Source organism: Brevibacterium jeotgali (genome assembly GCF_900169175.1).
Classification (GTDB): Bacteria; Actinomycetota; Actinomycetes; order Actinomycetales; family Brevibacteriaceae; genus Brevibacterium; species Brevibacterium jeotgali.
Genome location: NZ_FXZM01000007.1, coordinates 1 through 13,982, shown reverse-complemented (window position 1 = coordinate 13,982; position 13,982 = coordinate 1). Strand labels below are relative to the sequence as shown.

The 13,982-nt window shown below is 69.2% G+C and carries 12 protein-coding genes; 6 read left to right on the top strand and 6 right to left on the bottom strand.

Features of this window, described 5'->3' with window-relative positions; all coding sequences use genetic code 11:
- The first annotated feature begins 98 nt into the window (after nucleotides 1-98).
- Complete coding sequence (locus tag BJEO58_RS08070) at nucleotides 99-689, top strand: SRPBCC domain-containing protein (protein WP_101588973.1); 591 nt, start codon at nucleotides 99-101, stop codon at nucleotides 687-689.
- An 86-nt stretch (nucleotides 690-775) separates the two neighbouring features.
- On the opposite strand, the gene BJEO58_RS08065 is transcribed toward BJEO58_RS08070, so the two are convergent.
- From BJEO58_RS08065 to BJEO58_RS08050, 4 genes are read right to left on the bottom strand one after another with little or no spacing between them, the layout of a single operon-like run.
- Nucleotides 776-2,287 carry a sodium:solute symporter family protein gene (locus tag BJEO58_RS08065; RefSeq protein ID WP_101588972.1) on the bottom strand — a complete coding sequence of 504 codons (1,512 nt, stop codon included), beginning with the start codon at nucleotides 2,285-2,287 and terminating at the stop codon, nucleotides 776-778.
- Nucleotides 2,284-2,550, bottom strand: a complete 267-nt coding sequence (locus tag BJEO58_RS08060) for a hypothetical protein (RefSeq protein ID WP_101588971.1) — start codon at nucleotides 2,548-2,550, stop codon at nucleotides 2,284-2,286. The genes BJEO58_RS08065 and BJEO58_RS08060 overlap by 4 nt, the downstream gene beginning before the upstream one ends.
- Nucleotides 2,541-3,521 (bottom strand): CobW family GTP-binding protein, encoded by a 981-nt coding sequence (locus BJEO58_RS08055; RefSeq protein WP_101588970.1) that lies wholly within the window; start codon nucleotides 3,519-3,521, stop codon nucleotides 2,541-2,543. Before BJEO58_RS08055 ends, BJEO58_RS08060 begins: the two co-directional genes overlap by 10 nt.
- A complete protein-coding gene (locus tag BJEO58_RS08050) occupies nucleotides 3,521-5,200 on the bottom strand; it encodes an amidohydrolase (RefSeq protein WP_101588969.1) in 1,680 nt (559 codons plus the stop codon). The genes BJEO58_RS08055 and BJEO58_RS08050 overlap by 1 nt, the downstream gene beginning before the upstream one ends.
- 226 nt (nucleotides 5,201-5,426) lie before the next feature.
- On the opposite strand from BJEO58_RS08050, the gene BJEO58_RS08045 reads away from it, so the two are divergent.
- From BJEO58_RS08045 to BJEO58_RS08030, 4 genes are read left to right on the top strand one after another with little or no spacing between them, the layout of a single operon-like run.
- Entirely contained in the window at nucleotides 5,427-6,311 is an 885-nt protein-coding gene (locus tag BJEO58_RS08045; protein WP_101588968.1) for a DUF5926 family protein, read from the top strand.
- Nucleotides 6,308-7,123, top strand: coding sequence for a glycosyltransferase family 2 protein (locus BJEO58_RS08040; protein WP_101588967.1), 816 nt, complete (start codon nucleotides 6,308-6,310; stop codon nucleotides 7,121-7,123). Before BJEO58_RS08045 ends, BJEO58_RS08040 begins: the two co-directional genes overlap by 4 nt.
- Complete coding sequence (gene pheA, locus BJEO58_RS08035) at nucleotides 7,120-8,133, top strand: prephenate dehydratase (protein ID WP_101588966.1); 1,014 nt, start codon at nucleotides 7,120-7,122, stop codon at nucleotides 8,131-8,133. The genes BJEO58_RS08040 and pheA overlap by 4 nt, the downstream gene beginning before the upstream one ends.
- A gap of 38 nt (nucleotides 8,134-8,171) precedes the next feature.
- On the top strand, nucleotides 8,172-9,248 hold the full coding sequence (locus BJEO58_RS08030) for an LCP family protein (RefSeq protein WP_246076116.1): 1,077 nt from the start codon (nucleotides 8,172-8,174) through the stop codon (nucleotides 9,246-9,248).
- A gap of 22 nt (nucleotides 9,249-9,270) precedes the next feature.
- On the opposite strand, the gene BJEO58_RS08025 is transcribed toward BJEO58_RS08030, so the two are convergent.
- Both BJEO58_RS08025 and BJEO58_RS08020 read right to left on the bottom strand, forming a co-directional pair.
- Nucleotides 9,271-10,209: an NAD-dependent epimerase/dehydratase family protein gene (locus tag BJEO58_RS08025; protein WP_101588964.1), complete on the bottom strand. Its 939-nt coding sequence runs from the start codon at nucleotides 10,207-10,209 to the stop codon at nucleotides 9,271-9,273.
- Between the two features lie 58 nt (nucleotides 10,210-10,267).
- Nucleotides 10,268-11,041, bottom strand: coding sequence for an enoyl-CoA hydratase (locus BJEO58_RS08020; protein WP_101588963.1), 774 nt, complete (start codon nucleotides 11,039-11,041; stop codon nucleotides 10,268-10,270).
- Between the two features lie 127 nt (nucleotides 11,042-11,168).
- On the opposite strand from BJEO58_RS08020, the gene clpB reads away from it, so the two are divergent.
- Complete coding sequence (gene clpB, locus BJEO58_RS08015) at nucleotides 11,169-13,787, top strand: ATP-dependent chaperone ClpB (RefSeq protein ID WP_101588962.1); 2,619 nt, start codon at nucleotides 11,169-11,171, stop codon at nucleotides 13,785-13,787.
- Nucleotides 13,788-13,982: the final 195 nt, after the last annotated feature.

Here is a 13,982-nt window from a genome sequence, read left to right as displayed (position 1 = left end):
CGGAATTGAGGACGATCTCAAGTGACGGGACCCGCGCCTGCTGCTCGGATAGGGTCGGACGGAAGACGCGCCCCGCGCACGCACAGAAGGAGTTCCGCATGCCGCTGTCCGACCAGACCGTTGCCGCCGTCACCGGTGCCCTCACCTCCCTTCCGGTGTCTGCGGAGTCGCAGTCGCTGTCGCACGGGACGACGCTGCTGACGCTGGGTCTGACGATCGATGCTCCTGCGTCGCGGGTCTGGGACCACCTCACGCAGCCGGAGCTGCTGGCGCGCTGGTCGCCGATCGTCCCTGACCGTCCCCTCACCGAGGTCGGTCCGGCCCAGTCCCACGAGTCCCCCGACGCACCCGCGGCCGAGGCCCGGGTCATCGAGATCGAGCCGGGCACCGTCCTGCGCCATGCTTGGGGCATGGGCGAGGTGCTGTGGGAGCTCTCGGAGTCCGAGGCCCACGTCGGCGCCGAGGCTGCCGAGGGATCCACCGGGTCGACGCACCTCGCGCTGACCCAGACCTTCGCACAGCAGGAGCTGGTGCCGATGACGGCGGCAGGCTGGCACGTGTGCTTCACGGTCCTCTCGCTGGTGCTCGACGGACAGGACGTCGAGCGGGTCGTCGGTGAGGACGCGATGGAGGTGGGCTGGGACGCCCTGCGCGACGCCTACGTCCGCAACTTCGACCTCACCGACTGACGGCTGCGCGGGCGCGGCGCCTCCCGCACGGCTCGCCTCGGGTCCGCAGAGGACCGGTTCCTGAGGGCCCCGGGGCCGCGAGTGCCTCAGGCGGTCGGTGCGGGCCCCGCGTCGGCAGCGGGTCCTGCGTCCGTGGTCTTCGTCTTCCGCGATGTCGTGAAGTACCTGGCCAGCGTCTCCTGCGACGCAGGCTTCGTGAGCAGCGAGAACACGATGAAGCACGGGATGTTGACCGCGAAGCCCCAGATTCCGGCGTGGATGCCCAGCGGATGCGCGAACACGAAGGAGAAGAGGATCGTCACGATGGAACCGGCCGCCAGACCGATGAGCGCTCCGGTCTTCGTGGCCCGCGGCCAGAAGAAGATCCCCACCATGATCGGGAACGCCTGCCCCGTGAAGCCGTACCCGATCAGCAGGATGTAGACGAGGCTGGCGGGCTCCATGATCGAGATGGGGGCGATGATCAGGCCCATGATCGGGAAGATGAGCCACCGGGTCAGTCTCCCCGTCCTCTCGTCGGACAGTTTGAAGACCGGCTGGAGGATGTCCTTGCTGTAGGTCAGGGCCGTCGCGTGGATATTGGGCTCGCTCGACGACATGGACGCGGCGAGGGTCCCCGCTCCCAGCAGGCCCGCAATGATGACGGGCATGTTGTCCACCGCCATCTGGATGGCGACCTGATCCGATGCGGCGATGTCCGTGTACTCGAAGACTCCGATGAAGCCCACGATGATCATGGGGATGAGCACCAGGTAGTAGAGCGGCAGGTACGTCGTCGCCTGCTTGAGACTCCTCGCCGACTTCGCGCCCATCCACGACACCCAGTGCGACTGCCAGATGGAGAAGAACGAGATGAGGATCGACGTCGTCCAGAACGCGTAGTTCATATCGCCCAGAGCACCGGGCAGCGTGAGGAACTCCGGGGCTTCCTGCTGCAGGCGCTCGAAGATCGGGGTGGCGTCGAACCCTCCCGTGAACCAGTTCATCGCCCACAGGCCGACCATCCACGCCACGACGAACATGAGCGCGCCCTGGAACGCGTTCGTGAAGCCGATCGCGCGCAGTCCGCTGCGGAACAGGTAGATCGAGATGACCGCGAGGGTGATGAGGACGCCCGCCCAGGTGGGGACGAGGCCGAAGCTCATGACGTTGAGGATGTAGGCGGAGCCGATCGTCTGGAGCACCGCGTAGGCCAGTCCGCCCACGGACACGACGAGGGACGTGAGTCCTCCGAGCAGGGGGGACTCGTACCGGTCCGTGATGGTGGTCGACTGGGTGGCGTGGCCGAACCTGCGGCCGAAGTTCCACACCTTCGGTCCGATGTACCAGGCGACGAGCGCCATGAATGCGAGGTACACGACGACGTAGAGCGCGGGCACGCCCTTGTCATGAGCCCATCCCGGCGATCCCATGAAGGTGTAGGCGCTCACCCCGCCGGCGGCGACGAGCAGGTACACGACGACCGGCCCCATGCTGCGACTGCCCACGCCCCAGCCCTCGACGGTCCGCATGTTGTGGCCGCGACCGGCGCTCACGCCGATCACCACGGCGACGACGAGGTACGCGGCGGTGATGACGAAGGGGATGTACTGCATCATGCTTCCTCACCTGCGTCCGCTGCGGCGTCCAGAGGGTCGACGTCACCCATGTCGCCGGTGATCCGGTTGATGACCACCATCGCTGCGGTCGTGATGAAGAGGACTGCGATCGACCACACCATGAGGAGGGGGAGGCCGAATGCCAGCGTGTTCGCGTCGAAGAGGGCGATGACCGGCCAGATGCCCGAGAGCAGGACGAGGACGATGATGCCGATGCTGATCCACCCCTTCGCCGTGGTCGGGGCGCGGAAGCTCATGTCCATGGGTGTCTCCTCGTCGAGTCGGTCTGCCGTGTCGGCGATGTGTCGTCGGCCGGCAGCGTGCGGAGCGCCTGCGCGACGGTCGAGAGGGAGCGCGCGGCCTGCGGGCCGGCGGAGATGAGCACGACCTCGGCGTGCGGGCGCGCAGGGGCCGGAGCGGTCGTCGCCGTGCCGCCGGCGAGGTGGACCTGCAGCCATGCACCGTCTGCTCGCTGCACGAACCCCTTGGCGCGCACCAGCAGGTGAGCGTGCGCTGTGAGGACCGATGTGACGGACTCGGCGGGCACGCCGACCGCGAGCCGCACCGTCTCCGTGCTGTGGACGTCGGCATGAGGCGGCGGATCGGCCCGCGCCTCGTCCGGACGGGCGCCCACGTCCTCATCGGCAGCGGCCCATCGCCGGATCGCCTCCGACACCGCTGTGGGATCCCCGCTGCTCGATACCTGTATGTCTGCCCCAGGATTGATCCGCCGACACACGTCCTGAGTGCCCTCGATCTGCGCCGGCTCCGCCAGGTCCCCCTTCGTCACGAGGATGATGTCTGCGGCCGCGAGCTGGCGGCGGACCACGTCGCCCACGTACTCGTCGCGTGCACGGCGCGGAGTCGTGAGAGCGTCGGCGCAGACGATCGTCGGCCCGGGGCGGAAGCCGGGGTATGTGCGCCACGTCCCCAGCTGCGAGGGGTCGCCGATCCCGCTGACCTCGCACATGACGTGCTCCAGGTCATCGCGTGCGGCGAGGCCCGACATCGTGCGCTGGACGTCGTCCGTGACCAGGCAGCAGATGCAGCCGTTCGTGAGCTCCAGCGTGTCCGCGCCGCGGGCCGCGACGAGGGCGGCGTCGATGTTCACGTCACCGAAGTCGTTGACGACGACAGCCACCCTGCCCGCATCCGGGGACGACAGCACCCGGTTGATGAGGGTCGTCTTCCCGGAGCCCAGGTATCCGCCGATCACCGTGAGGGGAACCGGCATCACGGGTTCCGCTGGACGTTGCTCCCGAAATGGCGCCCGCCGACGACGGTGCCCAGGATGCGGATGCCGGCCCAGTCCTCGGGCGCGGTGTCGAGCGGGTCCTCCGCGAGCACGGCGAGGTCCGCCAGCTTCCCGGGCTCGATCGATCCGACCTCTGCGTCCCGCTTGAGCATGTACGCGCCGCCGATCGTCACTGCGGTCAGGGCCGTCTCCGCGTCGATGCGCTCGTGCTCGCCCATGACTCGACCGGTCAGAGTGCGGCGGGTGACGCCGTGCATCGCGGTGGTGAGCGGTCCCAGCGGTGTGACGGGGGAGTCCGAGTGCAGGCTGATCGGAACGCCCAGGCGCGTCGCGGTCGCGGCGGCGTTGTTCCTGCGAGCGCGGTCCGGACCCATCGTGAGGTCCATGTGCTGGTCGCCCCACTGGTGGATGTGGTTGGAGAAGATGTTCGCGCACGCCCCCAGCGCGGCCATGCGCCGGTACTGCGCCGGTGTCGCCATCTGTGCGTGGGTGCACGTGTGGCGATGGTCCGGGCGGGGGTGGTCGGTGAGGATCCGCTCCAGCGTGTCGAGGAAGAGCTGCGAGGCCTGGTCGCCGTTGCAGTGGACGTGGACCAGCAGGCCCGCGATGTGGAAGGTCTCGAAGGCTCGGTGGAACTCCTCCGGGGTGACGTTCCAGATCCCGTTGGACTGGTCGCCGTAGTAGCCCGGTGCCCTGACCCGGGCGGTGAAGCCCTGCAGAGTGCCGTCGAGCATGAGCTTGACGTTGCCGAACCGCAGGCTGTCCGTCGACGACTCCTGCAGTGTGATCAGGCGCTTCGCGTCCTCTGCGAGCGTCTTCGACACCGGACCGACCCCGGCGGCGAAATGGAAGACGTCGACGCGGGCGGGGAACCCCTCACCCACCGCGTCGCGGTAGAGCGCGACCCCGGCGTCGTCCATGAGGAGCTTGGAGCCCAGATCCGTCACCGTCGTCGTCCCCGTGTTGACGGCGTTCTGACCGAAGTTCTCCAGGGCCGTCGCGTCGACGCTGAGGAGGTCGTTGCCCGCGGCGATGTCGCTCACGAGCGCCATCGCAGTGAACTCGTGGAGCTCGCCGGTGAGCCGGCCGTCCGCGCCACGGCCGACGCCCTCCGTCGTGGAGTCGTCGTCCACGCCGCAGCGTTCGAGGGCGGCGGTGTTGACGGTGTAGGCGTGTCCGCTCGCGTGATTCACGCACAGCGGACGCGTCGTCGAGACGCGGTCGAGGTGGGCGGCCGTGAGCGCCTCCTCCCGGAAGTAGATCGGATCGAGTCCCCACGCGATGAGCGGTGCTGCGGGGTCCTCTGCCGCAGCGTCCGCTTCCTGGAGGCGGGAGACGACGTCGTCGATCGACGTGCACCCCGGCCAGTGGGCGCCGTGGGGGTCGACGCGGTCGACGTACCCCACGTAGACGCCCTTCCACACATTGCCGGTGCCGGCGTGGGAGTGTGCTTCGACGAAGCCGGGGAGGAGCACCGACTCCGCATAGCGCTCGTCGAGCACGGCACCCGGGTACTGCATGAGCTCTTCGACCGTCCCCACGGCGCGGAACCGGTCGCCGCGGACGGCGACGGCCGCCGCGGTCGGTGCGGCGGGATCCATCGTGCGCACGAGCCGAGCGGGATAGACGACGGTGGGTTCCGCGGAAGCGGCGGTCATGAGAGATCTCCTTCAGCCCGGGTGCAGTGCCGATCAGGTTGCGCGATCACGGCGGCGGCGCGCCCCGGACACCAGGACGAAGGCCCCCATTCCGAGTGATGCGCGACACATGTCGACCTAACCAGCCGTGTCGACGCAGGGCAATGGTCGTCCGCTGTCTGAGACCTCCGCCGCCCCGGCCCGTCCTATACGGAGCCGGCCCCGCGGTCCACGTAGACTCATCCGCATGGGAAAGAAGTCCAAGAAGTCCAAGGAAGAGATCATCGCCAAGCGCCTCGCGAAGGCGAATGCCGGCGCATGGGTGCCCCGGCCGTTCGAGGGCCTGCCGTTCGAGGCGGACCTCGTCTGCCTGCGTGAGCTGGTCCCCGCCGCGACCGCCACCGCGAAGCTGACGGAGGAGTACGGGGGCCACGACGTCACCTTCGCCTCGCTGCTGCCCGCTGCCTGGCAGGCGCTGCACCGTCAGGACGGCCTCCTCATGGCGGGCCTGCAGGTGCCGTTCTCGTCGCCTGATCCGTCCCGCGACATCGCGGCCGCACTGCTGGCCGTCGCCGAGGGTGAGCCCGGCACATACCGCGAGGTCGACTCCCAGCCGGGCGAGGGCCCGCGTCTGCAGGACATCCTCGACCTGTCCGTGCCCTTCGACGTCACGGTCCACGAGACGTTCGACTTCTGGCTGCCGGAGGACGAATCGCAGCGTGATGAGGACGTCGTCGCCGCACTGGACCAGGCCAACGAGGCGATCAGCCCCACGGAGAAGCTCGTGTCCGCACCGGCCGCCTACTGGACCAGCATGGCCGGCCGCGTCTACGTCCGCTGGGCGCACACGGAGCAGGAGGACGTCGTCCTCAATGCCCTCGCCCGCCTCCATTCCGCCAGCGGCAACGACATGGGCGCGGACAGCGGCAAGTACCTGGGCTGCTTCCGCGCCCACGGCATCGCTGTCCCCGTCTGGGAGTTCGCCCCGGACACCCAGCCGGACGACCTCGAGGAGGGCCTCGCGGCCTTCGTCGCCCGGTTCGATGAGGCTGCCGCCGTCACCTCACCGCTCGATCACGAAGAGCGCCGAGCGAAGGCCGGCGTGGTGTCGCGCCAGCTGACCATCCGATGAGCCCCTCCGCGCCGAACCCCGCCGCCGATGCCCCGTCCGGCACCCCGCATGCCGTCGCCGTGATCATCCCGGCGAAGGATGAGGAGGATCGGATCGCGGCGACCGTCGCCTCGGCGAAGCGGATCCCGGGAGCGGACCTCGTGCTCGTCGTCGACGACGGGTCGTCGGACGACACGGGAGTGCATGCACGCGCCGCCGGCGCCGAGGTCGTCACCCACCGCACCAACAAGGGCAAGGCCCAGGCGATGATGACGGGATCGTTCGCCGTGCGGAACCGGGAGATCTCCGAGCTCGCGCCGGGGGAGCAGGTGCGTCATCGCGCTCTGCTGTTCATCGACGGTGACCTCGAGGACTCCGCGGAGAACACTGCACCGCTGGCAGGCCCGGTCCTCGCCGGTGAGGCCGACGCGACGATCGCGATCCTGCCCGCCCAGAAGCGTGCGGGCGGCGGCTTCGGATTCGTCGTCGGGCTCGCGAAGAGGGGCATCGAGCGACTGTCCGGCTTCCAGGCCACCCAGCCGTTGTCCGGCATGCGCTGCATGACCCGCGAAGCGTTCACGGCGACCCAGCCGTTCGCCCGGGGATGGGGCGTCGAGACCGGTATGACGATCGATCTCGTCTGGGCCGGCATGCGCGTGCGCGAGGTCGAGTGCGACCTCCAGCACCGCGTGACGGGCCGCGATCTCAAGGCGCAGCTGCACCGCGCCGCCCAGTACCGGGACGTCGCCCGTGCGCTCGCCGTTCGTGAGCTGCGCGGTCGGGTGAGCGGCGGTCGACGTCCGGGTCGCGATGCCGGAGGCGCGCTCTCGTGACCGGACGGGCCAGCACGCGATACGCCTACCTGGGCCCCGCTGCGACCTTCACCGAAGCCGCTCTCATCGACCTCCTCGCCGAGCGCGGAGTGCTCGAGACCGCCGAACGCATTCCGATGCGCTCGGCAGAGGCGATGCTCGAGGCGGTGCGCGCGGGCGAGGTCGACGCGGCCGTCGCGCCGATCGAGAACTCGGTCGAGGGGGGAGTTCCGGCCACCCTCGATGCGCTCACCCGGTCCGGCCGGCTGCAGATCGTCGCCGAGGCGGTCGTCCCCGTCCGCTTCGTGCTCGCGGCACTGCCGGGGACGGTCACGCGCCAGACGCTCCGGGCCTACGGCACCCATCCGCATGCGGAGGCGCAGACGCGACGCTGGATGCAGCGGAACGCGCCGCAGGCCGAGTTTCGGGTCACGTCCTCGACGGCGGCGGCCGCGCAGGAACTGGCGGCCTCTGCAGAGCCGGCTGGGAGCTCGGCGGATGGAGCGGGCACGTCAGACGTGCCCTACCAGGCGGTCGTCGGACCGATGCTGGCAGCCCAGACGTACGGCCTCGAGGTGCTGGCCGATGACATCGGCGAGCACACGCTGGCGGAGACGCGGTTCATCTGCGTCGAGCGCCCGGGTGCGATCCCGGAGCCCACCGGCTGGGACCGCTCGACGATCGTCGTGGGGCTGGCGAGCGACCGAGCCGGTGCCCTGCTGGAGATGCTCGAGCAGCTGTCCGCTCGCGGCGTGAACATGTCGCGCATCGAATCACGGCCCACCGGCGACGGGCTGGGCCTCTACCAGTTCTCGATCGATCTGCTGGGCCACGTGGCGGAGGCGCGCGTGGCCGAGGCGCTGCGCGGCATCCACCGGGTGGCGGGATCCGTGCAGTTCCTGGGCTCGTACCCGATGGCGTCGGCCACCCGCACGGAGCTGAACGGCTCGAAGAAGGCAGTCGACCCGCGGGTCGCGGACGACGCGTTCGACAGGGCGCAGGCGTGGCTCGACGACGTGGCGGGTGGGTAGAATGCGCTGGATCAATGCTCCGACCCGCGAGGACGCCTGTGTCTCAGAATCCTGACTTCGATTCGCTCTTCGGCTCCGACGATGCGGGGACCGCACCGGGCGCGGCCGCCGCGACGCGGACCACAGCCCGCCCTCGTCGGAAGAAGACCGGGAGGAATGTGCTCGCAGTCCTCCTCGTCCTGGTGCTCCTCGTCGTCGCAGCCGTCGTCGGCTATGTGGTCTACCTGGGCAGTCTGTGGAACGACAACTCGCATCAGATGGGTGACGACGAGGTGTTCGGCGGTCAGCAGCCGATCTCTGAGGACGACGGGGCACTGAACATCCTCCTGCTGGGCTCCGACGCCCGCGACGAGGACGTCGACTACTCCGGCGACTCCCGCGGCAACCGGTCGGACACGATCATGGTCATGCACGTGAGCGGCGACCGTCAGGGCGTGCAGCTCCTGTCGATCCCGCGGGACACGTGGGTGGACATCGAAGGCCATGGTCAGGCGAAGATCAATGCGGCCATGAGCCACGGTGGACTTCCGCTCGCCACGCAGACCGTCAGCGACTTCATCGGGGCTCCCATCCACCACGTCGCGATCATGGACTTCGAGGGCTTCACAGCACTGACCGACAGCGTGGGCGGTGTGACGGTGGAGTCGGAGAGCTCCTTCGAGTCCGGCGGCCATTCCTTCACCGAAGGCGAGAATGATCTGTCCGGCGAGGAAGCGCTGGCGTTCGTCCGGGCGCGCAAGGACTTCGCGGACGGCGACCTCCAGCGCATCCGCAACCAGCAGGCCTTCCTCTCCGGGCTCATGGACGAGATCATCTCGGCCGGCACTCTGGGCAACCCCGTGAAGGTCGCGGGCATGGTGCGCGACTTCTCGCCGTACATGACGGTGGACGACTCGCTGGACTCCTCGAAGATCGCGTCGCTCGCCTACGAGCTGCGCAGCATGCGGTCGGGGGACATGCAGTTCTTCTCCGCGCCGATCGTCGGAGCCGGCCGGTCGAGCGACGGGCAGGCGATCCTCAACGTCGATGAGGACGAGCTGGGGAAGATCCGGGACGCTTTCGAGGACGACACAGTGGACGACTACGCGGAGCACGCGGAGACGGTCAACCTCTGACGAGTGGCCGCCTGTTCCCCGTTCAGTCCTGCGGCGAGAGGTGCTGGACCGGTTCGATGTCCAGCAGGGAGCGCAGTCGCGACAGGTCGTAGGTCCGCTCCTTCACGTACGCGTCGATCTCCGTGATCGTGTGCGGAGGGCGGTTCCCGGCATGCGGTGCCTTGATGCGCTTCTGGGCGATCCAGGCCCGCGCCTTCGCCAGGTCGGCCGGGCGCGCGTCGAGTGTCATGTGCGGATGATCCGTCCGCGCGATGTACGTGTTGATCGCTTCGTGGAGCACGTACGGGTGCGGGTCCGCGATGTTCACCGGCCCATGGATGCGGGGACGTTCCAGCCCTGCGATCACGGCGGCGACGACGGTGTCCACGTGCGCGAGCATCGTCCGGTTCTTCGCACCGTCCGGCAGGGTGAGGCCGCCCCGCCGTGAGAAGCGGGTGAGCGCCTCGATCACGCCGTCGTCCCCGCCGGGGGAGTAGAGCCGTGCGGGGCGCAGCACCAGGGCATCGGGGCGCACGCGGGTGAGCACGCCCTCTGCGAGCGCCGTGGTCCGGGCGAACTCATCGCGGTACTCGTCGACGTCGAGCGGACCGGCCTCCTCGTAGAGCCGGGCATGATCCCGGTGCAGTCCGTAGACGGCGGTCGAGGACAGGTGGACGATCCGTGCGCGGGGGAAGGCGTCGAGCACCTTCCGCGTGCCCGCGACGTTGATGTCGTGGAAGTCCTGCGGTGCACCCCAGTCTGCGCTCATCCGGGCGCAGTGGACGACCGCGGTCACGCGCGGTGCGAGTGCCGTGACGTCAACGGGCGCGTCCTCGCGGAGATCCCAGTCGACATGGTGGACGTGCGACGGGAGGTCGGGGTTCGGTCGGCCGACGGTGAGGACGGGGGTGCCGCGTGCGAGCAGATCGCGCACGACGGCCTCTCCGACCAGTCCGGCAGCGCCGGTGACGATGACGGTCATGGGGTGGCGGGCTCCTCATTCCACGGGGGACGGCATCAGGCTAGCCTGTGGGACGGATTCAGCGGCCCTTCCACTCCGGTGCGCGCTTGGTGAGGAACGCGTCGATGCCTTCCTGCGCGTCATCGATCACCGCGTTCGCCGCCATCGTCTTCGACATCTCCCCGTACGCGTCCTCGACCGACATGCTGACCTGGCGGTAGAACGCCTCCTTGCCGATCGCCACGGTGGCGGAGGACGCCTGCGCGATCTTCACGGCGAGTTCGTTCGTGGCGCGGATCAGCTGATCATCGTCCACGACGTCCGACACCATCCCCAGCTCCAGCGCTCGCGAGGCGCTGACGGGGTCTCCGGTCAGCAGCATGCGCATGGCCTGCTTGGTCGGCAGGGCGCGGGCTATGGCCACGCCCGGGGTGGAGCAGAACAGCCCGATCTTCACCCCCGGGGTGGCGAACGCGGCGGACTTCGCCGCGACCACCAGGTCGCACGTCGCCGCCAGCTGGGCCCCCGCGGCGGTCGCCAGTCCATGGACCCGGGCGATGACGGGCTGGGGGATCTGCTGGATCGTGAGCATGAGGTCCGTGCAGACGTCGAAGATCTCCTGCTGGCGCGCGTGATCCGCCCCCCGGACCTCCTTGAGGTCGTGGCCGGAGGAGAAGACGGGTCCCTCTGCCGCGAGGACGACGACGTGGACGGACGTGTCCTCGCCGACCGCCGCGAGCTCATCGCGCAGCCGGCCCATGAGATCGGTCGACAGCGCGTTGCGGGTCTGCGGCGAGTTGAGGGTGAGCGTCGTGACGGTGCCCTGCGTGGAGGAGAGGATCAGATCAGCCATGCCGCCATGCTAGGCGTCACATCACCCCTATGACAGGCAGTCCCAGAAACTTCGCCTTGAGTGGAATAGGCTCAACTTTGATGATGTTCTTCTGGCATACACGTCATACCTGTGGGAAGAGGGACCTATGGAAGCGAAGTTCACCACCAAGAGTCAGGAAGTCCTGGGGGCAGCGGCGAAGGACGCCGTAGCGCGCGGTCACGGCCACATCGAGCCTGCCCACCTGCTCGCCCAGCTGGTCGCCCAGCCGGACAGCATCGCGGTGTCGCTGCTGGAGGCGGCGGGGGCCTCGGCGGCGGATGCGGCGAGTGCCGCGAAGCGGGTGCTCGACGGCCAGCCGACAGTCTCCGGATCCTCGGTGACCCAGCCGGGCCTCTCGCGGCCCTCCATGCAGCTCCTCAACGCAGCGGAGCAGGAGATGCAGGCACTGGGTGACCAGTTCGTCTCCACCGAGCACCTGCTGCTGGGTGCCGCTGCGGACACGGGCGAGCTCGGTCAGGCCCTGCAGCGGGCCGGCGCCGGCCGCGACGCGCTGCTGGCCGTGCTCGACCAGGTGCGCGGCGGGAAGACGGTCACCAGCGAGGACCCGGAATCCACGTTCCAGTCGCTGGAGAAGTTCGGCGTCGACCTCACCGCGGTCGCGCGGGAGGGCAAGCTGGACCCCGTGATCGGCCGCGATGCAGAGATCCGTCGCGTCGTGCAGGTGCTCAGCCGCCGGACGAAGAACAACCCGGTGCTCATCGGCGAGCCCGGCGTCGGCAAGACCGCCGTCGTCGAAGGACTCGCGCAGCGCATCATCGCCGGCGACGTGCCGGAGTCGCTGCGGAACAAGCAGCTCATCAGCCTGGATCTGTCCGCGATGGTCGCGGGCGCCAAGTACCGCGGCGAGTTCGAGGAGCGGCTCAAGGCCGTCCTCGAGGAGATCAAGCAGTCCGACGGAGAGATCGTCACGTTCATCGACGAGATCCACACGCTCGTGGGCGCGGGTGCCGGCGGCGATTCGTCGATGGACGCGGGCAACATGCTCAAGCCGATGCTGGCTCGCGGCGAGCTGCGGATGATCGGTGCCACGACCCTCGACGAGTACCGCGAGAACATCGAGAAGGACCCGGCGCTGGAGCGCCGCTTCCAGCAGGTGCTCGTCGGCGAGCCCAGCGTCGAGGACTCGGTCGCGATCCTCCGCGGGCTCAAGGAGCGCTACGAGGCGCACCACAAGGTGACGATCGCGGATTCCGCACTGGTCGCCGCCGCCTCCCTGTCGAACCGGTACATCGCGGATCGCCAGCTGCCGGACAAGGCGATCGACCTGGTCGACGAGGCCGCTTCTCGGCTGCGCATGGAGATCGACTCCGCCCCCATCGAGATCGACGAGCTGCAGCGCGCCGTCGACCGCCTCAAGATGGAGGAGATGGCGCTGTCGAACGAATCCGACACCGCGTCGAAGGAGCGTCTCGCGGTGCTCCAGCAGGAACTCGCCGACAAGCAGGAGGAACTCGCCGGTCTGAACGCAGTGTGGGAGCGCCAGCGTGCGGGCCTCAACCGCGTCGGCGACCTGAAGGAGAAGCTCGATGACCTGCGCAACCAGGCCGAGGTCGCCCGCCGCGACACGGACCTGGCGACCGCCTCCCGCCTGCTGTACGGCGAGATCCCGGCCGTGGAGAAGGAGATCGCCGCCGCCGAAGCCGCTGAGGCCGAGGACGCGGGCTCCGGCTCCGGGACGGGCACCGGCCGCCCCATGGTCGGCGACCACGTGACGGCGGATGACATCGCCGAGGTCGTCGCCGCCTGGACCGGCATCCCCGCCGGCCGCCTGCTGCAGGGGGAGCGGGAGAAGCTGCTCCACGCGGAGGACGAGATCGGTCAGCGGCTCATCGGCCAGCACGCGGCGGTCGAGACGGTGTCGGACGCGATCCGCCGTTCGCGGGCGGGAGTGTCCGATCCGGACAGGCCCACGGGTTCGTTCCTGTTCCTGGGCCCCACGGGCGTCGGCAAGACAGAGCTGGCAAAGTCCCTGGCCGACTTCCTCTTCGACGACGAGCGCGCGATGATCCGCGTCGACATGAGCGAGTACGGGGAGAAGCACTCCGTGTCCCGCCTGGTCGGGGCGCCTCCGGGGTACGTGGGCTACGAGTCCGGCGGCCAGCTCACCGAGGCCGTCCGCAGGCGTCCCTACTCCGTCGTCCTCCTGGACGAGGTCGAGAAGGCCCACCCGGACGTCTTCGACATCCTGCTGCAGGTCCTGGACGACGGCCGGCTCACCGACGGTCAGGGGCGGACCGTGGATTTCAGGAACACGATCCTCGTCCTCACGTCCAACCTGGGCTCGCAGTTCCTCGTGGATCAGAGCCTGGCCACGGACGAGCAGCGCGCGAAGGTCATGGACGTCGTGAACCTGTCCTTCAAGCCGGAGTTCCTCAACCGTCTGGATGACGTCGTCGTGTTCGATGCACTCAGCACGAAGGAGCTGTCCCGCATCGTCGACCTGCAGATCGCGGCGATGCAGAAGCGGCTCACGGAGAAGCGGATCACACTCTCCGCGACGGACTCGGCGAAGGACTGGCTGGCGATCGAGGGCTACGACCCCGCGTACGGTGCCCGCCCCCTGCGCCGGCTCGTGCAGCGCGAGATCGGCGACCGCCTGGCCAAGCAGATCCTGTCCGGCGAGGTCCACGACGGCGATGCCGTCACGGTGGATCGCCCCGCAGAGCTCGAGGAGAAGGGACTGAGGCTGACTGCCGTGCGGTGAGTGCCGGCCCCGGTGGCCGCAGAGCGTCGGCGGGTGCGTGAAGGGGCCCGGGGGAGTGTGACTCCTCCGGGCCCCTTCACGGCTCAGCTGGTGTGGGTCAGCTGGTGTGGGTCAGGCGCCTCCGAAGATTCCTTCGACTGCTGTCTGGAACTGGTCGGTGAGTGCGCCTTCTGCGCCCTGAGCGGCGGCGATGGC

Bases quoted from the DNA above. Each gene is read 5' to 3' on its own strand.
- clpB (WP_101588962.1), top strand. From the start codon at position 11,169: ATGGAAGCGAAGTTCACCACCAAGAGTCAGGAAGTCCTGGGGGCAGCG.
- BJEO58_RS08040 (WP_101588967.1), top strand. From the start codon at position 6,308: ATGAGCCCCTCCGCGCCGAACCCCGCCGCCGATGCCCCGTCCGGCACC.
- BJEO58_RS08070 (WP_101588973.1), top strand. From the start codon at position 99: ATGCCGCTGTCCGACCAGACCGTTGCCGCCGTCACCGGTGCCCTCACC.
- BJEO58_RS08065 (WP_101588972.1), bottom strand. From the start codon at position 2,287: ATGATGCAGTACATCCCCTTCGTCATCACCGCCGCGTACCTCGTCGTC.
- BJEO58_RS08020 (WP_101588963.1), bottom strand. From the start codon at position 11,041: ATGGCTGATCTGATCCTCTCCTCCACGCAGGGCACCGTCACGACGCTC.
- BJEO58_RS08045 (WP_101588968.1), top strand. From the start codon at position 5,427: ATGGGAAAGAAGTCCAAGAAGTCCAAGGAAGAGATCATCGCCAAGCGC.
- BJEO58_RS08055 (WP_101588970.1), bottom strand. From the start codon at position 3,521: ATGCCGGTTCCCCTCACGGTGATCGGCGGATACCTGGGCTCCGGGAAG.
- BJEO58_RS08060 (WP_101588971.1), bottom strand. From the start codon at position 2,550: ATGGACATGAGCTTCCGCGCCCCGACCACGGCGAAGGGGTGGATCAGC.
- BJEO58_RS08025 (WP_101588964.1), bottom strand. From the start codon at position 10,209: ATGACCGTCATCGTCACCGGCGCTGCCGGACTGGTCGGAGAGGCCGTC.
- BJEO58_RS08050 (WP_101588969.1), bottom strand. From the start codon at position 5,200: ATGACCGCCGCTTCCGCGGAACCCACCGTCGTCTATCCCGCTCGGCTC.